This is a genomic window from Streptomyces verrucosisporus (assembly GCF_017114865.1).
Classification (GTDB): Bacteria; Actinomycetota; Actinomycetes; order Streptomycetales; family Streptomycetaceae; genus Streptomyces; species Streptomyces fenghuangensis.
Genome location: NZ_JADEYH010000020.1, coordinates 75,844 through 98,102 on the forward strand (window position 1 = coordinate 75,844; position 22,259 = coordinate 98,102).

At 72.3% G+C, this 22,259-nt stretch carries 14 protein-coding genes and 1 pseudogene; 3 read left to right on the plus strand and 12 right to left on the minus strand.

Annotated elements, in window-relative coordinates:
- Nucleotides 1–21 precede the first annotated feature (21 nt).
- On the minus strand, nt 22–2,037 hold the full coding sequence (locus IQ279_RS20405) for an IucA/IucC family protein (protein ID WP_307792450.1): 2,016 nt from the start codon (nt 2,035–2,037) through the stop codon (nt 22–24).
- 280 nt (nt 2,038–2,317) lie between these two features.
- Between IQ279_RS20405 and IQ279_RS20410 the strand changes: the two genes are divergently transcribed.
- Nucleotides 2,318–3,541: a trypsin-like serine peptidase gene (locus IQ279_RS20410; protein WP_206350283.1), complete on the plus strand. Its 1,224-nt coding sequence runs from the start codon at nt 2,318–2,320 to the stop codon at nt 3,539–3,541.
- Between the two features lie 93 nt (nt 3,542–3,634).
- Here the strand turns inward: IQ279_RS20410 and panD are convergent, their stop codons facing one another.
- The 5 genes and pseudogenes from panD to IQ279_RS20435 form a co-directional block, all read right to left on the minus strand.
- The gene (gene panD, locus IQ279_RS20415) at nt 3,635–4,051 is read right to left on the minus strand and encodes an aspartate 1-decarboxylase (RefSeq protein WP_093662665.1); all 417 of its coding nucleotides are present in this window, start codon (nt 4,049–4,051) and stop codon (nt 3,635–3,637) included.
- A gap of 509 nt (nt 4,052–4,560) precedes the next feature.
- Nucleotides 4,561–5,853, minus strand: coding sequence for an IS256 family transposase (locus IQ279_RS20420; protein ID WP_241028441.1), 1,293 nt, complete (start codon nt 5,851–5,853; stop codon nt 4,561–4,563).
- Between the two features lie 87 nt (nt 5,854–5,940).
- Nucleotides 5,941–6,430: pseudogene (locus tag IQ279_RS28855) on the minus strand (RHS repeat-associated core domain-containing protein); the annotation flags it as partial.
- A 236-nt stretch (nt 6,431–6,666) separates the two neighbouring features.
- On the minus strand, nt 6,667–6,984 hold the full coding sequence (locus tag IQ279_RS20430; protein ID WP_206350284.1) for a hypothetical protein: 318 nt from the start codon (nt 6,982–6,984) through the stop codon (nt 6,667–6,669).
- 21 nt (nt 6,985–7,005) lie between these two features.
- Entirely contained in the window at nt 7,006–13,185 is a 6,180-nt protein-coding gene (locus IQ279_RS20435; RefSeq protein WP_372445192.1) for a DNRLRE domain-containing protein, read from the minus strand.
- A gap of 260 nt (nt 13,186–13,445) precedes the next feature.
- Between IQ279_RS20435 and IQ279_RS20440 the strand changes: the two genes are divergently transcribed.
- A complete protein-coding gene (locus IQ279_RS20440; protein WP_206350285.1) occupies nt 13,446–14,690 on the plus strand; it encodes a sensor histidine kinase in 1,245 nt (414 codons plus the stop codon).
- Here IQ279_RS20440 and IQ279_RS20445 read toward each other — a convergent pair.
- From IQ279_RS20445 to miaA, 6 genes are all read right to left on the minus strand, one after another.
- Entirely contained in the window at nt 14,577–15,182 is a 606-nt protein-coding gene (locus tag IQ279_RS20445) for a response regulator transcription factor (protein WP_206350286.1), read from the minus strand. The two genes, IQ279_RS20440 and IQ279_RS20445, sit on opposite strands and share 114 nt — an antisense overlap.
- A gap of 106 nt (nt 15,183–15,288) precedes the next feature.
- Nucleotides 15,289–16,788 (minus strand): GTPase HflX, encoded by a 1,500-nt coding sequence (hflX, locus tag IQ279_RS20450; protein WP_206350287.1) that lies wholly within the window; start codon nt 16,786–16,788, stop codon nt 15,289–15,291.
- A 209-nt stretch (nt 16,789–16,997) separates the two neighbouring features.
- Entirely contained in the window at nt 16,998–19,145 is a 2,148-nt protein-coding gene (locus IQ279_RS20455) for a RelA/SpoT family protein (protein WP_206350288.1), read from the minus strand.
- A 105-nt stretch (nt 19,146–19,250) separates the two neighbouring features.
- Entirely contained in the window at nt 19,251–20,153 is a 903-nt protein-coding gene (gene dapF, locus IQ279_RS20460; RefSeq protein ID WP_206350289.1) for a diaminopimelate epimerase, read from the minus strand.
- A gap of 37 nt (nt 20,154–20,190) precedes the next feature.
- Nucleotides 20,191–20,673, minus strand: a complete 483-nt coding sequence (locus tag IQ279_RS20465) for a hypothetical protein (RefSeq protein WP_206350329.1) — start codon at nt 20,671–20,673, stop codon at nt 20,191–20,193.
- 125 nt (nt 20,674–20,798) lie between these two features.
- Entirely contained in the window at nt 20,799–21,737 is a 939-nt protein-coding gene (miaA, locus tag IQ279_RS20470) for a tRNA (adenosine(37)-N6)-dimethylallyltransferase MiaA (RefSeq protein ID WP_206350290.1), read from the minus strand.
- A gap of 284 nt (nt 21,738–22,021) precedes the next feature.
- On the opposite strand from miaA, the gene IQ279_RS20475 reads away from it, so the two are divergent.
- Nucleotides 22,022–22,213: a hypothetical protein gene (locus IQ279_RS20475; RefSeq protein WP_206350291.1), complete on the plus strand. Its 192-nt coding sequence runs from the start codon at nt 22,022–22,024 to the stop codon at nt 22,211–22,213.
- Nucleotides 22,214–22,259: the final 46 nt, after the last annotated feature.

Here is a 22,259-nt window from a genome sequence, read left to right on the forward strand (position 1 = left end):
CTCCTGGGCGGTCCGGGCGGTTCAGGGCTTCACCAGGGGATTGGCGACGGTGACGTAGACGGACTGGGTGTCCACCGGCCCGACCAGCTCGTCCAGCCCGTGCAGCCGGGTGAGGAGGTTGGCCTTGCACCGCAGGACCGGGGAGTCCAGCAGCAGGGCGGGCAGCGGCGACCTGCCGCCGCCGTCGCCGGAGCGGTCGGCGCCGACGAGGAAGCGGCGCAGCGCGGCGAGCAGCAGCCCCTCGTCGGCCAGGCCCTGGGAGCCGAACGCCCCGATGAGGCCCAGCATGTTGTTGACACCCAGGTAGTAGGCGAAGCGCTCGTCGACGACCTCGTCGGCGACGAATGTGTCGCTGTCGGCGCCGATGCCCGGCAGCCGCCGCCGGAGCGCGGCGCGGTGGGACTGGCGGAAGTAGTAGCCCTGGTTGTCGCGGTAGCGGCCGCCCACCGGCCAGCCGTCGCCGTCGAGCAGGACCACGGTGTTCTGCTGGTGCGCCTCCAGGGCGACGCCCGCCTCGGCATCCAGCCACAGCACGGGGCGCACGACGGTGTGGAGGTAGCGCAGGAACCACTCGACGGCGACGGCGGCCACCGGTCGTCCCGTACCGGCGGCGAGCCGGGTGACGGCGTCCGCCAGCCGGGAGCGGAGCGCGCCACGGGGATCACCGGGCCAGGGCCGGGGGGAGGCCAGCCCCGCCAGGCACACGGCGTCGTCACCGGGCCCGAAGGGGTTGTGGCGGATTACGGTGTCCAGTCCGGCCACCGGCTCCCCGCCGCCGTCGTCGACGGCGAGCCAGGCGGGGTCGCGCACGATGTCGAAGCCCGGGCGCCCGGGGAAGGCCGCCCGCCAGCGCGCGCCCAGGCCGGTGCGCAGCAGCCGGTGCACCTCCACCCCGCGGTGCAGCTCCTTGCGGAGGTTCTCCCGGCGGGAGTTGGTGATCCGCAGGCCCAGCGAGAGCTTGAGCATCGCGGGTACGCCGGGCCGGTGGACGGTGCGCACGGAGGATGTCGGATGCCAGGGGTCGCCGTGCGGGCCGAGGTCGTGCAGCAGACCGGCCTCCAACAGCGCCGCGACGGCGGGGCGGTGGCGCACCTCGCGGGCCTGCCAGGGGTGCAGCGGAAGGGGGACCGTCCCCTCGGGCAGGCGCAGCCCGGGCCCGGCCAGCTCGGCGGCGATCCGTTCGGCGGGCACGGTCCGGCCGCGGTCGGTCCAGGCGGAGTCGGAGGCCAGCACCGAGCGGTCGACGGCCATCCAGTGCAGGGGGAAGGATCCGCGCAGTTCCGGAGACCAGTCACGTGCCTCCGCGTCGGTGATGCCCTCGCGGCTCTTGGGCACCGGGTGCAGCGGATGCCCGAGGACCAGGGACTGCTCGCCGTCCAGGAACGGGTCGGCGGCCGGCGGCCTCTCGGGGCGGGCGCGGCGGTCGGCGAGGAAGGCGGCGGTACGGCGTACGGAGTCGGCGACCCGGCCGACCAGCTCCGCCCCCTCCCCCACGGCGGACCCCGAGGCCGTGGGGCCGCGGTGCGCGGACTCCCGTGCCAGCAGGGCGGCCAGGGTCACGGCGTCGACGGGGGCGGTGCCGGGCGCGGCTCCCTCCAGGGCCGGCGGGCCGAAGCGGTGCCAGCCGGTGGCGGACCAGTGGCGGACCGGCACCCGCAGCACCAGGCCGCAGGAGGCCAGCGCGACGCGGAGAACGGCCCCGCCCGCGAAGCCGCCCGGTCTCCCTGGGACGCCGGTGCCGCCGGGCCGGGGCAGACCGTTCTCCCGCACCCAGCAGCGCAGCAGGTTCTCGGCGGCCGCGGCGTCGGCTGCCGCGACCGGGTCGGGGTGCTCCAGCGGGTCGGGGTGCTCCAGCGGGCCGCCCGCCTCCCGCTCACCGGTACGCGCCGACGGTACGGCGCGGCGCGGCTGCCCGGGTACGCCGGGCTCCGCGGGTGCGGCTGGTGCGGCCGGACCCGCGGACCCGGCGGGCCGTCCTCCCACCGGGTCCGCCGCCTCCTGCGTCGTCATCCCGTCCGGAGCGGGACATGCGTTCACGGAAGTCTCCCTGGGGGTGAGGGCACCGCACCGGTGCGTGGTCGTCCGGTTCCCGTGGCACGGCGCCGGTACGAGCGGCGCCGTGTCCTCGCCCGTACCAACGACGGCGCCCCCGCCGGATCACGGTCCGGAGCAAGATCCGCTCCTACCGGGAGAGTTGGAACCGCCGACCCACCGTGCGCCGTCCCCCGGAGCACCGGCATAGTGGGGCCCGCCCCGTTCGGCGGGGCCCATGACAGGCCGCCAGGTGCGGCGTTCCGTTTCGGGGGATTCTCAGTCCATGTCAGCTACGAGCAGGAGGCGGTCCGTGCTGGCCGCAGCGGCGATCGCCGCGGCCCTGGCCGTCACCGCCACCGCGTGCGGCCCCGCCGAGGACGAGTCCGGTGCGCAGGCCGGTCCGAGCGCCACCGCGCCGGACGGGGAGGGCGGGAAGGGCGGACCCGGCATCGACGACCTGCGTCTGCCGGAGGAACTGCCCGCGGCCCTGAGGGACTTCGACCCCGAGAAGTGGAAGAACGGGGAGTGGCGGAACTGGGACAAGGACGACTGGCTGCGTGAGGCCCGGGACTTCGTCAACCCGATCATCGAGGGCCTGTGGGACCCGGACCGGATGAAGGACGCCGAGGAGAATGACCGCAGGGTCGACCCCGACACCGGTGAGGGGAGCACCGGCGGTGAGGGCGACGAGGGCGTCACCGACCCCGACCCCGCGCCGAGGAGGGCCCGGCCGGTCGCGACGCCGTACCGGGAGAACGCACCGGCGGTGGGCAAGGTGTTCATGGACACCCCCAAGGGCCCCATGGTCTGCTCCGGCACCGTCGTCGAGGACCCCCGCAGCCCGGGGAAGTCCAACCTGGTGGCCACCGCCGGGCACTGCGTGCACGCGGGCTCTTCCGGCGGCTGGTTCCGCAACGTCGTCTTCGTGCCCGCCTACAACGACTCGGCGCTGAAGGTCTCCGAACTGGAGCAGGCCTCCCCCACCGATGTCGCGCCGCACGGCGTGTTCTGGGCGACCTGGGCGCAGACGGCCGAGCACTGGATCTCCGACGGCGCCGAGACCGGCGGTCTGGGCGCCTCGCAGGACTTCGCCGTGCTGCGGGTGGAGGCCGAGGACAAGGGCGGCAGGTCGCTGGAGGAGACCGTCGGCACCGCCGTACCGGTCGACTTCGGCAAGCCGCCGGTGGCCTCCCTCTCATCGGTACGGGCCTACGGATACCCCGCCGCCCCGCCCTTCGACGGGCTCACCATGCACACCTGCACCGACCGCCCGGGCCGGCTGACCCTGAGCGAGTCGGAGTCCACGATGTACCGCATCGGCTGCACCATGACCGGCGGCTCCTCCGGCGGCGGCTGGTTCGCCGGGAAGGGCTCCGGTGAGCAGAGGCTGGTGTCGGTCACCTCCATCGGCACGATCGACCACACCTGGCTGGCCGGTCCGCGGCTGGGCGAGGAGGCCGAGGGCGTCCTGGAGGGCGTCAGCGAGAAGTTCGCCGGCAAGAACTGAGCGCGCCGGAGACGGTACGCAAAGGGCCCCGCCGCTTCCCCGAAGGGAAGCGGCGGGGCCCTCGCGCGCGGGCGGGAGTGCCGCGCCGGGCGGTCAGACCATGGCCATCGGGCTGCGCACCGTGTCGCTGCCGGGCACCGGCTCGGACGGGTCGCTGCCCAGCTCCACGATGCGGTTGTCGGCGTCGACGTGCACCACCGCGGGCCGGTGGGAGCGGGCCTCGGCGTCGTCCATCTGCGCGTAGCTGATGAGGATCACCAGATCCCCGGGGTGGACCAGATGCGCGGCCGCGCCGTTGATCCCGATCACTCCGGAGCCGCGCCGCCCCTCGATGACGTAGGTCTCCAGGCGGGCGCCGTTGGTGATGTCGACGATGTGGACCAGCTCTCCGGGCAGCAGGTCGGCGGCCTCCATCAGGTCCGCGTCGATCGTGACGGACCCCACGTAGTGGAGATCCGCCTCGGTGACCGTGGCACGGTGGATCTTCGACTTGAACATGGTGCGCAGCACGGTGCCGACTCCTCGAAGGTGGGTAGGGTCGCGCTCCCGGGGCGGGATGCGCGCCGTCTTGCCCATCGTACGGCCGCGCCCCCGGCCACCCGGTGGAGCGTGACCCGGATCACGGTCGGTCGGCCGCCGCCTCCCGCGGCGCAGACTCCGGCACCACAGATAAAGCCCCCTGACCGGCCACACCACCGGGGACAGCGCGCACCAGGCCGCCAAAACCGCCACCGGCACGGCGGAGACCGGATCGAGCAGAAGGGAAACGGCACCGTCCAGAAGGCCGTCGAGGCCTCCTCCGAAGAAGACCAGGCCGCAGACGATCCCCACTGCGAACACCACCACGACCCCGGCGGCCAGCCAGGACAGGAACCAGGCGAACCGCTCGGCGGCCGAGGCACGCGGAACCCCCTCACGCCACCGTCCGGCCATGTCCCACTTGTTCCGCCAGGCCCACTTGGCGACTCGGGACTTTTTGGGGGTCTGTCAAACGTTCGGTGTAACCGGGGTGGTTGAGGTTACTGGCGGGCCGCCGACAGGCGGCCGTCGAAGGTGATGTCAAAGGCGTTCAGCGCGGTCTTCCAACGGCTGGTCCAGCGGGTCTGACCCTTGCCGGTGGGGTCCAGCGACATGATCGCCATGTAGACGCACTTGAGTGCGGCGGTTTCGTTGGGAAAGTGTCCGCGGGCCTTGACCGCCCGCCGGATCCTGGCGTTGACGGACTCGATCGCGTTGGTGGTGCAGACGATGCGGCGGATCTCGGCATCGAAGCGCAGGAACGGGGTGAACTCTTCCCAGGCGTTCTCCCACAGCCGCACGACCGCCGGGTACTTCTTGCCCCAGGTGTCGGCGAACTCGGCGAACCGCTCCAGTGCGGCTTCCTCGGTCGGCGCCGTGTAGACGGGCTTGAGGAGCTTGGCGATTTTGTCCCAGTCCTGGCGGGCGGCGTAGCGGAAACTGTTGCGCAGCAGATGGACCACGCAGGTCTGCACCACTGTGCGAGGCCAGACGGTCTCGACCGCGTCGGGCAGGCCCCTCAGCCCGTCGCAGACCAGCATGAGGACGTCGTTCACGCCGCGGTTCTTGATCTCGGTGAGGATGTGCATCCAGTGCTTGGCGCCCTCCCCGCCGTCGCCGGCCCACAGGCCCAGGATGTCCCGCCGGCCCTCGACGGTGACTGCCAGGGCCACATAGATCGGCCGGTTGGCCACCGCGCCGTCCCGGATCTTGACGTGGATGGCGTCGATGAAGATCACGGGATAGACCGCATCGAGCGGCCGGTTCTGCCACTCGGCCATGCCGTCCATGACCTTGTCGGTGATCGTGGAGATCGTCTGCCGGGAGACCTCCGCGCCGTAGACCTCGGCCAGGTGGGCCTGGACCTCACCGGTCGTCAGCCCCTTCGCGGACAGCGAGATCACCATCTCGTCCACGCCGGACAAGCGCTTCTGCCGCTTCTTGACGATCTTCGGCTCGAAGGAGCCCTCACGGTCACGGGGCACGGCTATCTCCACCGGGCCGACGTCCGTGAGCACGGTCTTGGCCCGGGTGCCGTTACGCGAGTTGCCGCCGTTCTTCCCCGCCGGATCATGCTTGTCATAACCGAGGTGGTCGGTGATCTCACCCTCCAGGGCGGACTCCAGCAGCCGCTTGGTCAGCTGCTGCAGCAGCCCGCCCTCCCCGGTCAGCTGCAGGCCCTCGGCCTGAGCGCGGCCCACCAGCTCGTCGATCAGCCGGTCGTCCACGGCCTTCGACGGCTGCGGCCTACTCGGCTCGACGGTCTCGGCCTCGGTCACGTTCTCACTGGTCATCGGTGCATCTTCCTTGATCAGGAGTTACACCGAACGTTTTACAGTCCCCTTTTTGGATCTCTTCCACTTGTTCTTGGCCCAGCCTCATTTGTCATCGAGGTCGTAGCGGTTGAGCGGGTCGGCGTTGACATACTCGTAGGCATTGGCGTTGCCGCCGTAGACGGGGTCGATGGACAGGAACCGGCCCGTGGCCGGGTTGTAGAGGCGGACGCCCATGAGGGTGAGGCCGGTGAGGGTCTCGGTGGAACGCTGCTTGGCGCCGAGCCGGTTGCAGCGGGTGACCGGCTGACCTGCCCGGGGGTTGCCGTACTCGTCGCTGTCCAGGGCGACGGGCGCCTTGGTGGTGTCCAGCGGGAACCGGAGGGCCACGTAGCCGTGGATGTTGGACAGCTGCAGGACGGTGTCGCCGGTCCTGCCGGTGGACCAGGTCGTCGGCGTAGTAGCCGATGGTGCCCTGGCCGGGGGCGGTGGTGGTACGGCCGAAGGCGTCGTAGGTGTGGCCGGAGTCGACGAGGCGGTCGGCGCTGTCGTAGGTGTGGCTGGTGGCGGTGCCTGTGGTGGGGCAGTCGACGCCGGGCGCGGGGCCGGACCACCCCCTGACCCGGTTCCACCTCCGGAAAACCCGTAAACCCCCTCCCGGGGCGGGAGATCCGCAGGCAGGGCCCGCCATTTGGCACCGTTGTCGACGGTTCCTGTCCGGAATCTTCGAGAGTCGGCCTTCAAGACCACGACCGGGTCTTGAAGGCCGACGTCACGCCAGGCCCCGAAGTGACCAACAGTGTCAGTCGGACTGTCCGGGGGCCTCCGGTCTCGCTACTGCTCTCGGCCTCCGCCGTCCTTCGGGTCCTCCTCAGGATCCCAGTTGGTCTCCTCGATCTCCGTGAGGAGTGCGGAGCGCTCCTCGTCGGTCAGTGAGTCCCCGTTGACACTGTGCATTCCCCACGGAACGGGGCAGGGGCCTTCGTGATCGGGGTCCGGGCAGAGCACGTCCGCCAGGCGGTCCATCAGCTCCTCGTGCTCGGCGGAGGTGGCGATCACGGCGATCTTCACCTGCCAGAGCCTCGGCTCCTCGGAACCGCTGTCGGCGTCGGGGCTGGCACCGGGGTCGGTGTCAGGGGCGGTCTCGGGCATTTCGGACGTCCTCCGGGCAGATCAGGGGCTGCAGCCACACCAGCTGCCGTAGGTGCCCCGCCACACCTCGCTGCGGAACAGGATGCCCCACGAGTTGTGGTTGGCCCTGCGCATCCAGTTGGGCGGGTTGCGGCGGTGGATGTTACGCGGGCTGTAGTTGCTATCCCACCACTGGCGGGCACGGTTCTTCGTGCAGTCGTACGCCCTGCAGTGGCGGGCGTAGCAGCCGCGGGGGGCCTGGTGCACGGTATCGCGCTTGGCATCCCGGGCGGCCTCCTCCTTGCTGTGGCCCGAGCCCGCGCCCCAGATGTACCCGGTGCAGTGCGAACCGCGTCCGGCGAGCTGGCACTTGGCCTTGCACTTCCACTTGCGGCCGTCGAGGTCGTTCTTGTTGACCGGGTCGCCGGGGTAGCCGTAGCGGTTGTCACCGCCGCCGAAGACCGGGTCAACCGAGAGGAAGCGGCCGGTCGCCGGATCGTACAGCCGGATGCCCATGAGTATCTGGCCGGTTACCGTCTCCGCGGTCCGCTGTTTGGCGCCCAGCCAGCCGTAGCGGGGTATCTGCTGGCCCGCGCGGGCGTTGCCGTACTCGTCGGTGTCGAGTGCCGTCGGAGCGACGGAGGTGTCCAACGGCAGTTGGAGCGCGACGTCACCGTGGATGGTGGTGAACTGGAGCACCGTGTCGCCGGTCGCGCCCGTCGTGGCGGACAGATCGCCGGAGAGGGTGGACACGTTGCGGGTGACCGCTCCGGTGGTGTTGTCTTCGACGATCCACCGCGGGCTGTCCGCATCGCAGTTGTAGTGGTTGGTCTTGCTGCCGATCTGCGTCCACGTGGTGCCGGTCTTGCTCTCGACCGTCCAGGAGCGGAAGCGCAGCGCGGCGTCCAGGGTCCAGGTCTGCCGCTGGGTGGCCGTAGTCTGCTGCCGCGCGATGTCGTTCGCGAAGTAGCCGGTGGTGACGCCACCCGGCTGGGAGGTTGTTCGGCCGAAGGCGTCGTAGACGTAGCCCGCGGCCACGGCCCGGTCGGCCGAGTCGTAAGCGGTGGTGACGGTGGTCCCGCCGGAGACTGGGCAGTCCTCGCCCGGTCCGCCCTTGGCCGTGGTCAGGCGGGTGCGGTTGGTCCGGCCGTCGAACGTGTACATCCGCCGGGTGCACACCGTGCCCGCGGTGTCCTGCACGCTGGTCAGATTGCCGACGGCGTCGTAGCCGAACTTCTGGTCGGACCAGCCGGCGCTGCTCGTGTTCTGGTTGTGGACGGACTCGGTGACGACATTGCCGTAGACGAGGGTGCCGTCACTGTCCCGGGTGTAGTCGCGCTGTATGGGCGAGCCGACAGTGTCGGTATGGACCGACAGGGTGTATCCGCCGGGCAGCTTCTCACTGACCAGCGTGCCGTCCGCGTTGTAGGCGCCCTTGAACGTTCCGGCGACGGAGTCGGTGATTGCGGTGACCAGACCACGGGGTTCGACGCTGTGATCGTATGTGAAGGTCTGGGTCGAGGGCACGCTGTCGGTGACCTTGACCGGGCGGTCCAGCCGGTCGTACTCGGTGGTGGTTCTCCCGCCGTCGGCGTCGGTGTAGGAGATCAGGCGGCCGAGCTTGTCGTACGCCTTGGTGATGGTCCCGGCGGAGGCCGAGCTGACGGTTACGACCCGGCCGGTGGCAGGGTCGTACGCCGTGGTCGTCGCGGGGACGGCCTGGCCCAGGCCACCGGTGACGGTGGCGGTGGTGGCGCGACCCGCACCGTCGTAGGTGGTGGTGGTGGTACGGGTGACACCGTTGGCGGTGTTGGTGATGACCGCCGTGTTGCCCCACACGTCGTACTGGTAGGTGCTGGTGGCCAGCGCGGCGGGGTTGGCACCGCCGCCGGTGATGGCGCCTGCGGGACCCGTGGAGCAAAGCAGATCGGCCCACTCCGGGCGGCCCTGGCAGGCGCCGGTGCCGGTCGCTGACCAGTACGCCGTCACGCGGGTGGCGGCGTCCGTGCCGGTCGCGCCGGGCGGCGTCTCCTTGGTCAGCTGGCCCTTGGCGTCGTACTGGTAGTCGGTGATCAGGGCCAGACCGGCCGGGTCCTTGATCTTCTTGATCGGCAGGCCGCGGGACCAGTCGTAGACGGTCTGTTCGGCCCTGGTATCACCGTGGACGGTGGGGTGCTCGCGCACCTGGACCCCGGTGGTGGTGAGGGTGATTTGGTCCTTGACCTTGGCGCTGCCGTCAGTGGGACGGCCTTCGTCGTACTCCCTGACTGTCCAGGCACGTCCGGTCACGGAAGTGTCCGCCGCCACCAGGACGGTGGTTCCGGACGTGAGGTCAGAGGTCAGGTCGAGCCGTCGGAGCGGACCGAACTCCTGGAGTTCACGGGTTCCCGTTGCGTCGTAGACGCGGATGGTGGACAGCAACTGGGCCCGCTCCGCGCTGCCGAGCTGTCCAATGCCGAGGTCGGCCTGGGCGGCCCGGTCCGCGGCGGTAAGACCGAGGGCGATGGAACGGTTACCCGCAGTCAGTTCACGGACCGGGTTACCGAAGCGGTCGGACTCACTGCTCGTGAGGTGGCCGCCGGGGGTGGCCTCGTTCACGGTGCGGCCAGAGGCGTCGAGGTAGCTCAGGCTCGCGCGGCCGTAGGCCGCTGCGGCGAGATCACCGCCGGTGGAGGAGACGGGCACCGCATCGGCCGGGAAGACGGCCGTGGCGTCCGTAGGAACGCCAGTCTGGCCCCAGGTCTCCACGTCCTTCGCGCCCATCTGGTGCGGGGCCTTGGACCCGGTCAGCGGGACGTCGTAGACGAGCGTGATGGACGAGGTGTCTTCCAGGACGTCCTTGGTGCCCTGCTTGAGGCCGGAGCGGGACGCCTTGAGGAGCATGCCCGGTCCGGCGGTGGCGGCGTTGCCCACCTGGCCGTAGGTGAAGGACCAGGGGAGCTCGCCTGCGGGGGTGAGGCCGGTGACCCGGCCCGCCGCGTCGTAGCCGTAGACAGTCTTCAGCGCGGGGCTGATCTGCGGGTTCCAGGTCTCACGCAGCCGGGCGGCGCCGTCGTACAGATACTTCTGGACCGGCTTGGATGTGGCTGCGGCGGCGCCAGGGGCGGTGGACCACAGGCGGATCTCCTGCACCTGGCCCGTCACATCGCCGAAGGCCCCGTCAGTGGCCGTGGTGGAGGTTGCGTAGACAAGTTCCAGGACTCGGCAGCCCTTGGTGGCTGGCGTCGAGAGGCAGGTGGCGTTGTCGACGGCCGAGCTCGGGGCGACGATACGCACCGGCCGGGCCACGCTCCTGCCACCCGCCTGCACGGTCTCGGACAGGATGGTCGTGGTGGTCTCGTCGAGACCTTCGAGGCGCGAGGAGGTCAGTTGCCAGGTGTCCACACCGGCGGACGTCTTGGCGAAATCGGTTACGACGCCTTCGCTGTCCTTGAGGGTGAAGGTGGCGCTGACGCTGCCGCCAAGGCTGAGGTCGGCCGCTCCGGGCTCAGAGATCCAGGCAGTGCGAGCCGTGTTCGCTGTAAAGCTGACCTTGGTACCGTCGCTCTTGACGAGCGTGACCGCAGTGTCGGAGATACGCTTCAGGTGGGAGTAGTCCGATTCCGTCAACTGCGCGGACACACCCGACACCCAGGCCGACCCGAAGATCGCGGCCTGTCCCTGCTGGTCGGCCGCCTCGGTGGGCGTCCGGGAGGAAGCGGTCCGGCTGACGGAGAGGCCGTAGGAGGCCACGTCTGTAGCGGACAGGGTGTAGTCGCCGGTGAGGAGGTTGACCGAGCCCGGTCCCACCTCCTGCGTGGCGGCGTTGTCGGCGGCGCGGTCTACGACCACCGTCAGCGGGTCGCTGATCCCCGCGGCGGATGCCGGGCCGGTGAACTCGGCACGGATACGGATGGCTCCGTCCGGGCTGACCGTACCGGCCGCGTCCCAGCTCAGCGGCGCGTTCCTGCCGCCCGTCAGCGGCACCGGCCAGGCGGTCAGCGCCGTGCCGCCCAAGGTGACGTCCCCGGCCGGGATGCGCGTCCAGTCGTCGGCTTCGGAGCGGCGCCAGGAGAAGGACACGGCGTCGTACCTGGCCCCGTCGGCCTCGGCGGCCAGCGCCAGGCGGCGGGCGGTGCGCTCGCCGTCGGCGGGCTGGAGGAAGCCGCCGGGTCCAACGTGGAAGGTGTACTCGGCCGGTTCGGACTTGTTGTCGGCCTTGTCAACGGCCCGCACCTGGAGGGTGTGGGTGCCGTCCTTGGGCGGGGCGATGGAGAGGGCCTTGTCCGCGCCGGCGCCGCCGGTGGCGACCTTGGTCCAGGTCACGCCGTCCAGCGTCCACTCCAGCCAGTGGTGGTCGCCGCCGGCGGGCGGGGTGACGGTGAAGGTGCCGACCTGCCCGGCGCCCCTGACCCAGGAACCCGACGGGTAGTCTGTGGAAGTGATCTTGGTGGGGGCGGAGGGGGCCGTGGTGTCGACGGTGAAGGTCTTCCACGCCGACCAGCCGGTGTTGTAGTGCGCCCCGTCATACGGGCTGGTGCGGAACCTGTACGTCTTGCCGTTGGCCAGTACCCCGGCGGGGACGGTGACGGAGGCGACCTGGCCGCTGGGCACGTACTTGGAGACGATCACGTCGCCGACCTGGGTGTTGGTGGCGTTGTCGTAGATCTGGAAGGTGCCGTTGACCTTGTCCCCGTCGGCGTCGACGAAGGTGTCCCGCAGCGTGGGCGTGGTGGTGTTGACCGTGTAGGCGCCGCCGTAGGAGAAGTACGGCGGACCGGCCTCCTGCTTGGTGCCGGTGCGCGGCCGGTAGTTGTAGTCCACCACCAGCTTCGGCGGATTGGCGGCGGCGTTGGCGGAGTTCACCCGCTTCCACTGGTCGGTGGCGGCCGACGGGGCGCGCAGGCCCATGTGGCCGCGGGAGGTCTTCGCCGACGCCCACGTCTGCACCAGACCGGTGACGTCGGCGTTGATCCAGCCGTCGGGCTGGGTGGAACAGCCGGGGTTGCCGCGGGTCTCGGTGGAGGCGGCGTACTGCTCGATCCAGGACGGCTGGCTGGTCCACCGCGAGGAGGTGGAGGGGGCGCCGGTCTCCCAGACCGTCCACTCGTACGGCTTGCAGTCGGTGTTGCCGGAGTGGAAGTTCCACAGCGACAGCTTCGCGCCGGTCACCAGCGCGTCGGAGATCGGCGCGGTGTCCCAGGTGATGAACGACCGTGCGTAGCGGGGGGTGCCGTCCGGATTGGTGGTGCCGGGGTTGCCCCAGTCCAGCTCGGTGTCGGTGGACCAGTCCCGCGTCTCGCCCTGCTGGACGTAGGTGTCGAAGACGTTGGACAGCGCCGAGGTGGAGGGGTCCACCGTCACCGGGTACCGGGTGTCCGGGTCGGCGAGGAAGTCGGCGTCGGGGGTGATGACCAGGTCGACGCCGTCGCCGGTTTTGACGATCTCCCAGTCGACCTTGGCCCGGTTGGTGTGCTCGCCGGAGACCTTGTCCACGGCGGCGTCCCACATCACCGGTGCGGGCATCACCGCCCGTTTCCTCCTGCCGGAGGCGGCGTCGGTGAACAGCAGGCTGCCGTCCTTCTGCTGCTTGATCTTCAGCCCGTCGGTCCTCAGCGGCAGCGTATAGGAGTACTCCTTCGCCACGGGGCGCTTGTCGATCTCGACGAACTGCTCGAACCCGGTCCGGGTGGCCTCCACGATCAGGTCGGCGTCCGGCAGCGCACCGGCGTAGGTGGCGCGGGTGCCCTCCAGGGTCGGGGCGGGCAGGCCGCCCTTCCACCGCAGGGTGATCTGCTCATCCCCCTCCCCCAGCGTCACCAGGTCGCGGGCCGGAGCCTTCTCCGCCGCCGCCAGGGACGTGGGCAGCGCGCCGCCCTTGCCCGCCAGGCTCAGCCCCGCCGGGTGGGCGGCGGCCCCGACCGAGCCGTCCGGCCGCCGCACCAGCTCGACGTCCACCTCGGTCCACTCGCCGTCGCGCTCGAAGCGGACCGGGCCGGCCGACAGCTCGGTGGTCAGGCTGCCGTCCTCGTTCACCCACGTCGTCGAGGTCTCCGTCCGCTCGGACAGCGCCTCGACCCGCCGGCCCGACAACCGCGCCGCCACCTTCGCCGACGGGATGTCCGCGGCGCTCCGCGGTCCCTTCCCGCTCTCCGGCCGGGCCGGGGCCTGGGTCTTCTTCGCCGGGAGTGCGACGGCCTGGCCCGACGTGGCGACGACGAGCGCCGTCTCGGCGGTGAGCAGGGCCGCGGCGGCCAGGGCTATACGGGGCAGCAGGCGTCTGCGGCGCTGCAGCGCCGGTACGGACCCCTCCCACTCCTCGGGCGGGGGTGTGTGGTCTCTCACCGGGTGTGTCCTTCTCCTCGGCAGCACAGGTCGCCGCTGATCCGACCACCGGCCCGACCGCAAAAGAAGTGAGATCTTCACCGATTCCGCGTACAACTTCCCACAGGCTTCACGGGTGCCGGGTACTCCTCAACCCCCGCCGCCGAAAGGAGGGTTGGATGGCCAACGGAAAGCGGAGCCGCGTCCGGGCGCCGCAGAGCTCGTGGATCGCCTTCGGGACGGTCGCCCTGGTGATCGCCGGATCGCTCACCCTGGTCGCGCTGGACGTGCTCAGCCAGCCGCTGAGCCGCCGTACGGTGGTCACCGGCCTCCTGCTGCTGATCGTCCTGCCCGCCGTGCTGCTCGGCCAGTACGCGCCTCCTCCCTACCGGCTCCCCTACCGCTGGCGGTGGTGGCTGCTGGGTGCGCAGGCACTACTGACCTATCTGCCGATCCTGCTCTTCCCCAGTCCCTGGCTCAGCCTGCTGGGCTTTCTGGCCGGAGCGGTCCTGCTGACCGTCCCTCCGCCCTCCTCGGTGGTGATCGCGGCCGGTGTCGTCGCCAGCGGGCCGCTGCTGGCGGGGACGCTGGTCGACACCCCGCGCAGCTCCCTGAACGTGCTGGTGTCCACCGTGATCACGGCCAGCAGCGTCTACGGCGTGGCGCACCTGGCCCTGCTCGCCTCCCGGACGCAGGCCGCGCAGGCCCAGTCCGCCCGGCTGGCCGAGCAGCGCGAACGCGACCGGGTCGCCCGGGACCTGCACGATCTGCTGGGGTCCTCGCTGGTGTCGATAGCGGTCCGGTGCGAGTCCGCGCTGCACCGTGCGGAGACCTGTGGCGCGGGCTCGCCCGCTTCACAGGACTCAACCCGGCGCGCGCTGGCCGATGCCGCGGCGCTGGCCCGCCGTACGCACACCGAGGTACGGGCGGTGGCGCACGGGCGGCTGTCGGTGTCGCTGCAGGTCGAGATCGTCCACGCCCGGCGGCTGCTCACCCAGGCCGGCATCACCACCCGGGTCACCGCCCCGCCGGACAGCCGGCTGTCGCCGGCCGTGGGCAACTGCCTGGGCGCGGCGCTGCGGGAGGCCACCGGCAACCTCCTGCGGCACAGCCGGGCCGTGAACTGCGAGATCGCCGTGAACCAGCACGACGGGCGGGTGGAGCTCACCGTCGCCAACGACGGCGCTCCGCGCCGCCGGCCGCTCACCGGCGCGGGGCTGGCCGGCCTGGCGGCCCGGTCGGCGGTGCTCGGCGGTGCCCTGACCTTCGCGGCCGGGGACGGATCGTTCCGGCTGTCGGTCGTGCTGCCGCTAGATCCAGCCGTTGCGCTCGGCGATCCTGACGGCGTCGACGAGGGTGCGGGCGTGGAGTTTGCCCACCGCGGTGGATATGCGGTTGCGCACCGTACCCACGCCGAGGAATAGCTCCGCGGCGATCTCCCGGGCCCCCGCCCCGCCCGCGGACAGCCGCAGCACCTCGGCCTCACGCGCGGTCAGCGGGTTCTCCCCCAGTTCCGAGCTCTGTTCGGCCAGACGGGGGTCGACGGCCCGTCCCCCGGCCGCGACGGTGCGCACGGCCGAGGCGAGCTCACCCGGCGTGGCGGTCTTCAGCAGATAGCCCGCCGCTCCGGCGTCCAGGGCCCTGCGTAACAGTCCGGGGCGGTCCAGTGCGGTGAGCATCAGGCAACGGCACGACGGAAGCCTCTCGCGCAGCCGTGCGGCCACCGAGATGCCGTCCAGACCGGGCAGATCGATGTCGAGGAGCACGACGTCGGGCCCGTGCCGCAGGGCCGCCTCCAGTGCGGCCGGGCCGTCGGCCGCCTGCCCGGCGACCTCGATGCCCAGTTGTCCGTCCAGGATCTCCGCCAGCCCCGCCCGCACCACGTGCATGTCCTCGGCGACCAGCACTCTGATCATGGACTCAGTATGCCCGCCCCTCCCCCGCCGCACGGCCGCGGGCCCGCCCCCTGGAGAGGGGACGGGCCCGGTGCGCGCTGTCGCGGGACGTGTGCGGTGCCGGGGGTCAGGCCCCCGTGCCCGCGGTGACGTACGCCCTGAGTTCGGCCGCCAGCTCCTCGTGGACACGGGCCGCGAGGAGCGTGCCGCCCTCGGTGTGCTCCGTGGAGAGGACCTCCCCGTCGGCGTGGACCCGGGACACCAGGTCGCCGCGGGTGTAGGGCACCAGCGCCGTCAGCTCCACGGCCGGGCGCGGCAGCTCCCGGTCGATCAGCTCCAGCAGCTCCTCGATGCCCTGCCCGGTGCGGGCGGAGACGGCGATGGCGTGCTTCTCCGCGCGCAGCAGCCGCGCCAGCATGAGCGGATCGGCCGCGTCCGCCTTGTTGACCACCACGATCTCGGGCACGTCCACCGCGCCGACGTCCCGGATCACCTCGCGCACGGCGGCGAGCTGCTCCTCCGGCGCCGGGTGCGAGCCGTCGACCACGTGGAGGATCAGGTCGGCGTCGCCGACCTCCTCCATCGTGGAGCGGAACGCCTCGACGAGGTGGTGCGGCAGATGGCGTACGAAGCCGACGGTGTCGGCCAGGGTGTACGAGCGCCCGCTGGGGGTCTCGGCACGGCGCACGGTCGGGTCGAGGGTGGCGAACAGCGCGTTCTCCACCAGCACGCCCGCACCCGTGAGGCGGTTGAGCAGCGAGGACTTGCCCGCGTTGGTGTATCCGGCGATGGCGACCGAGGGCACCTTGTTGCGGCGCCGCTCCTGCCGCTTGACGTCGCGGCCGGTCTTCATCTCCGCGATCTCCCGGCGCATCCTCGCCATCTTCTCGCGGATCCGCCGCCGGTCCGTCTCGATCTTGGTCTCACCGGGACCTCGGGTGGCCATGCCGCCGCCGGAGGATCCGGAGCCGCCACCGCCCATCTGCCGGGACAGCGACTGGCCCCAGCCGCGCAGCCTGGGCAGCATGTACTGCATCTGTGCGAGCGAGACCTGTGCCTTGCCCTCGCGGGACTTGGCGTGCTGGGCGAAGATGTCCAGGATCAGGGCGGTGCGGTCCACCACCTTGACCTTGACGACGTCCTCGAGGTGGATGAGCTGGCCGGGGCTGAGCTCACCGTCGCACACGACGGTGTCGGCCGCCGTCTCGACCACGATGTCGCGCAGTTCGTGCGCCTTGCCGGAGCCGATGTAGGTGGCCGGGTCCGGCCTGTCACGGCGCTGGATCACACCGTCGAGGACGAGCGCGCCCGCGGTCTCGGCGAGGGCTGCGAGCTCGGCGAGGGAGTTCTCGGCGTCCTGCGCGGTGCCGGAGGTCCACACGCCCACGAGTACCACGCGCTCCAGCCGCAGCTGCCGGTACTCGACCTCCGTGACGTCCTGGAGTTCGGTGGACAGGCCCGCGACGCGGCGCAGGGCGGCGCGCTCGGAGCGGTCGTACTGGTCGCCGTCACGCTCGCCGTCGGTGTCCTGGCTCCAAGCGACGTCCTCCTCCATCAGGGCGTCGGCTCGGCGGTACGTCTCGGCGAGGCGCTGGCCGTTCTGCGGAAGGGAGGAAGAGAAGGTCAAGTGAGTCCTTACGTCGATGGAGTCAAGGCGTCCGGGTCAACGTGCGCGGCGCCCGGAACATTCCCGCCGGCATGAGCACGGGGACCTGTACGGATACGGACCGCGGCCCGCCCCGGACACGATGATGGTGGCACGGTCCGGCCCGGCCGTCACCTGGTTTGCGCGGCCTCCCGCCCTTCCGCGGGGCCGGACTCCCCTGATCGGGCCCCTCAGAGCTGGGGGCGGGCGGCCCGGACGACGTCGTAGACGCCGGGCACCTCCCGCATGGCGCGCATCAGCCGGGGCAGCTCGCCGGCGTCCTCCAGCCGCAGGGTGTAGGTGTGCCGCACCCGGTGCTCCCTGGGCGGTTCCACCTCGGCGGAGACCACGGCGGCCCCCTCCGCCGCGATGGCCTCGGTCAGGTCGGCCAGGAGGTGCGGGCGGCTCAGCGACTCGGCGTGCAGTGTCACCCGGCAGCCCGCGCCGGAGTCCTGCCACCGCACGGCCACGGTCTCGCGCCCGGCGGCGGTCATCCGGCCCACGGTGGGGCAGCCCTCCCGGTGGGCGGTCACCGCGCCGCCGCGCACCGCGAAGCCGACCACGGCGTCGGGCGGCACCGGCGTGCAGCAGCGGGCCAGCCGTACGGGTGCGCCGGGCAGCCCGGCCACGGCCGCGGGCCTCTCGCGGGCCCGTACGGCCCGGTCCGGGCCGTACGGTACGGCGGCTGGAGGGGAGCCCGGCTCCCGGGCCGCGGCCGACCGGGCCTCACGACGGACCTCCCCGCCCGCCCCCTCCGGCCGCTCGCCGCCCTCCACATCCTCCGCACAGGCGTCGAGCCAGGTGCGGATGGCGATCCGCGCGGTGGGGGTGCGGGCGTGCTCCAGCCACTGCGGGGAGGGACCGGACGTGCCCTCGGGAGCCATCAGCAGCTGCAGCGAGTCGCCGTCGCTCAGCACGGTGCCCAGCGCCGCGAGCCGTCCGTCCACCCGGGCTCCGACCAGGGCGTGCCCGGCCGCGCCGTAGCGGGCGTAGGCCGCGTCCACGCAGGTGGCGCCCGCGGGCAGGTGTAGGGCGGCGGTCCGGCCGGGGCCGCCCGGATCGGTGCAGAAGACGGTGATCTCGCGGTCCTGGGCGAGGTCGTCGCGCAGCTCGGCCCAGAAGGTGTCCGGGTCGGGTGCGTGGCTCTGCCACTCCAGCAGCCGCTCCAGCCAGCCGGGACGGGTGGGGTCGGCACGTCCGTCGTCCGCGGCGGCCGCCTCGCCGGCGGGGTCGGAGCCGGGGGCGCCGGAGGTCCGGTGCGGGTCGCCGAGGGCGATCACCCCCGCCTCGGCGACCCGGTGCATCCGGTGGGTGCGGACCAGTACCTCGGCCACCCGCCCCCCGGTGTCGGCGACCGCGGTGTGCAGCGACTGGTACAGGTTGAACTTCGGCACCGCGATGAAGTCCTTGAACTCCGACATCATCGGTGTGAAGCAGGTGTGCAGCTCCCCCAGGACCGCGTAGCAGTCGGCGTTCTCGGCGACCAGGATCAGCAGCCGCCCGAAGTCGCAGGACCCCAGCTCGCCGCGTTTGGCGCGGGCCCGGTGGACGGAGAGGAAGTGCCGCGGCCGGATGAGGACCTCGGCGGCGATGTCCGCATCGCGCAGTACGGCCCGCACCGACTCGGCGATCCCGGCGAGCGGGTCGGCACCGGCGTTGTGCTCGCGGATCAGCTCCCGGGTGCGGTCGTACTCCTCGGGGTGGAGTACGGCGAAGACCAGGTCCTCCAGCTCGGTCTTGAGCGCCTGCACGCCCAGCCGCTCGGCCAGCGGGACCAGCACGTCCCGGGTGACGCGGGCGATGCGCGCCTGCTTCTCGGGCCGCATCACGCCCAGGGTGCGCATGTTGTGCAGCCGGTCGGCGAGCTTGATGGACATCACCCGCACGTCGTTGCCGGTGGCCACCAGCATCTTGCGGAAGGTCTCCGACTCGGCGGCGGCGCCGTAGTCCACCTTCTCCAGTTTGGTGACGCCGTCGACGAGGTAGCCCACCTCCTCGCCGAACTCCGCCCGCACCTGTTCCAGCGTCACCTCGGTGTCCTCGACGGTGTCGTGGAGCAGGGAGGCCGTCAGGGTCGTCGTCTCGGCGCCGAGTTCGGCCAGGATCAGGGTGACGGCCAGCGGGTGGGTGATGTACGGCTCGCCGCTCTTGCGCGTCTGCCCCCGGTGCGAGGACTCCGCCAGAACGTAGGCGCGGCGCAGGATGTCGAGGTCGGCGCCCGGGTGGTGGGCGCGGTGCGCCTTGGCCACGTGCTCGATGGCGTCGGGGAGGGCGTGCCGGGGCGACGGGCCCAGGAGGGCCGCACGACCGAGCTTGCGAAGGCTCCGTACTGCGCTCATGGCACCTCCCACTGCGTCGGGGGGCTTGATCCTACCGAGCCTCCCACACCCCGCGGGCCGCCTCCCGTCCGCAGTGGCCGGGATCACCCGTTCGAGCGGTCGCCCTCAGGAAGCGGTGAGCAGGCCGGGGTCGATCGTGCCCTCGGCGACGATCACGGCGGGGCCGGTCATCTCGACGCCGCCGTCCGGGCGTTCGGTGATCACCAGCCGCCCGCCGGGGACGTCGACGGTGTAGGTGGCCGGAGCGCCGTCCGCGGCCGGATCCGCGCCGTCGCGGCGGGCGGCCGCGACCATGACCGCGCAGGCGCCCGTACCGCAGGAGCGGGTCTCGCCGGAACCGCGCTCGTGCACCCGCAGGGCCACGTGGCCCTGCCCCCGGCCGACGGCGAACTCGACGTTGACGCCCTCGGGGTAGGCGGTGGCCGGCGCCACGGCCGGGGCGGTGTACAGGTCACCGGCGTGGGCGAGGTCGTCGACGAAGGCGACGGCGTGCGGGTTGCCCATGTCGACGTGGAGCGCGGGCCAGCTGCGTTCCCCCACCGTGACGGTGATGTCCGCCTCCGTGCCGCCGGGCAACTTGGCGGCGCCCATGTGGACGGTGACGCCGCCGTCCTCGGCCAGGCGTACCCGGCGCACACCGGCCCGGGTGGCGACGGCGAGGTCGCCGGCCCCGGCCAGCCCGGCGCGCTGGAGGTAGCGTGCGAAGACCCGTACGCCGTTGCCGCACATCTCCGCGATGCTGCCGTCGGCGTTGCGGTAGTCCATGAACCACTCGGCCTCGCCGGCCATCGGGTGCGCCTCGGGGTGGGCCGCGGAGCGCACCACCCGCAGCAGGCCGTCCCCGCCGATCCCGGCCCGCCGGTCGCACAGCCGGGCCACGGTCCCGGCGGGGAGGTCAAGCGTTCCGTCCGGGTCGGGGATGATCACGAAGTCGTTCTCGGTGCCGTGTCCCTTGAGGAACGGCACGGGCGCGCCTGCGGCCCCTGCTGCGCTGTTCACGGTGCCCATCGTACGGGGCGGGGTCCGGCCACCGGCCGGGCCGGCGCTAGCGGAGTCGGGCGACGCGCCAGACGGCCAGCGCCACCAGGGTGCCGGCGATCAGCGCGTACAGGACGACCAGACGCCAGTCGGGACGCTCCCCGGATCCGCGCGCAGGCAGGCCCGGCCAGGCGAGGCCGGCACGGCGGGCGGCCATCATGCCCCAGCCGGCGGCGCAGCAGCTGAGGAGCAGCCCGAGCATGGCGACCACCGCCCCGCCCTCGCCGAGCCCGAAGGCGAGCGGGAAGGCGAACATCAGCGAGCCGGCCGCGCCGAGGCCGACGACGGGGGCGAGCTGCCACAGCCGCAGTTTCCGGGGCGGACGGAGTTCCGCGTAGGACTCGTCCTCCTCGGGGGCCGCTTCCTCCAGCACCTCGAGTCCGTTCCCGTCCTCCGGTGGGCCCACGCAGTCCAGGGCCCTCGGGCCGTCGCCGGCGGCGCGGAGCTGCTCGACGACCGGTTCGTCGCTGTTGCGGGGGCCGGCCTCCATCGCCACGTGCCCTCCCAACTCCCGGCTCTGCGGCTCAATCGACGGTCGATGCTCGCCGATGCTCGATGATGGCACGCCTGGGCGGCCGTCCAGCGCCCACTGGGCGTCCCGATGCCATCACGTGATCAGGCTGTGACCGCTCGTTCGAGGAGGGCCAGCGCCTTGTCGGGGAGTTCGCCGCGATCGTCCGCCGCACCGCTGAGCCAGTGGACACGCGGGTCGCGCCGGAACCAGGAGTCCTGGCGCCGCGCGAAGCGCTTGGTGGCGCGTACGGTCTCGGCGCGCGCCTCGTCCTCGGTGCACTCGCCGGCCAGGGCGGCCAGGATCTGCTGGTAGCCCAGGGCCCGTGAGGCCGTGCGGCCCTCTCGCAGTCCAGCACGCTCCAGCCCGCGCACCTCCTCGACCAGCCCGGCCTCCCACATCCGGTCCACCCGCCGGGCGATCCGCTCGTCGAGCTCGGGGCGTGCGACGTCGACTCCGATCTGGAGGGTGTCGTAGACGGGGTCGGGGCCGGGGAGGTTGGCGGTGAAGGGGCGGCCGGTGATCTCCACGACCTCCAGGGCGCGGACGATCCGGCGGCCGTTGCCCGGCAGGATCGCGCGGGCCGCCCCGGGGTCGACGGCGGCGAGCCGGGCGTGCAGCGCCCCGGAGCCGGACTCGGCCAGTTCGGCCTCCAGCCGGGCCCGTACGGCCGGGTCGGTGCCGGGGAACTCAAGGGCGTCGACGGCGCCGCGCACGTACAGCCCGGATCCGCCCACGAGCACGGGGGTGCGCCCCTGGGCGAGCAGACGGTCGATCTCGGCGCGGGCCAGGCGCTGGTACTCGGCGACGCTGGCGGTGACCGTCACCTCCCAGACGTCCAGAAGGCGGTGCGGAACGCCCTGGCGCTCCTTTGGCGTCAGCTTGGCGGTGCCGATGTCCATGCCTCGGTAGAGCTGCATGGAGTCGGCGTTGATCACCTCGCCGCCGAGGTGCCGGGCGAGGGCGACGCCCAGGTCGGACTTTCCGGCCGCGGTGGGTCCGACCACGGCGATGACACGGGGGTTGGGGGGTGAGCTGCTCACGGCCCAAGTCTCGCAAACGCACGGGGAGGAGTCCGAACGAGTCACGCGGCGCCCCGCGGCCGTCGTGCGCCGCGCGCACCGGCCGTGGGCGGGTGCCCGGAGCGCGGGCCGGTGAACCGCTCCGTGAAACGCGGGACTCCCGCCGCGCGAGTAAGGTCTTTGGCTCATATGAGGTTATTCGCACCATTGGTGGTGATACACGGGAGGGGGAGTCGGGGACTCCGCCCCGGGGCGGGGGTCGTCGGCAGGGCGCGAGAGGCGCGCGAGAGAACGGAGTGACCGCCATGGGCATCATGGACAGGGTCAGGGGCGTGGCCGGTCGGCACGGCGGGAAAGCCGGGGAGACGTCCGGTGGCGGGAGCAGGGGCAGGCACCGGCGCCGTACCGGGACCCGCGACGCGAAGATCCGGGAGGCGCGGGAGCGGCTGACACGTGAGAGGGACGAGAAGGGGGACACCGCCGGCCCCGCCGCCTGAGCGGCCGCCGTCCCCGCCGTGCGGCGGGGACGGCGGGGTCTGGTCG

Coding starts and splice junctions, on each gene's coding strand:
- IQ279_RS20410 (WP_206350283.1), top strand. CDS start 2,318: ATGTCAGCTACGAGCAGGAGGCGGTCCGTGCTGGCCGCAGCGGCGATC.
- IQ279_RS20420 (WP_241028441.1), bottom strand. CDS start 5,853: ATGACCAGTGAGAACGTGACCGAGGCCGAGACCGTCGAGCCGAGTAGG.
- IQ279_RS20430 (WP_206350284.1), bottom strand. CDS start 6,984: ATGCCCGAGACCGCCCCTGACACCGACCCCGGTGCCAGCCCCGACGCC.
- IQ279_RS20440 (WP_206350285.1), top strand. CDS start 13,446: ATGGCCAACGGAAAGCGGAGCCGCGTCCGGGCGCCGCAGAGCTCGTGG.
- IQ279_RS20445 (WP_206350286.1), bottom strand. CDS start 15,182: ATGATCAGAGTGCTGGTCGCCGAGGACATGCACGTGGTGCGGGCGGGG.
- IQ279_RS20455 (WP_206350288.1), bottom strand. CDS start 19,145: ATGAGCGCAGTACGGAGCCTTCGCAAGCTCGGTCGTGCGGCCCTCCTG.
- dapF (WP_206350289.1), bottom strand. CDS start 20,153: ATGGGCACCGTGAACAGCGCAGCAGGGGCCGCAGGCGCGCCCGTGCCG.
- IQ279_RS20465 (WP_206350329.1), bottom strand. CDS start 20,673: ATGGAGGCCGGCCCCCGCAACAGCGACGAACCGGTCGTCGAGCAGCTC.
- IQ279_RS20475 (WP_206350291.1), top strand. CDS start 22,022: ATGGGCATCATGGACAGGGTCAGGGGCGTGGCCGGTCGGCACGGCGGG.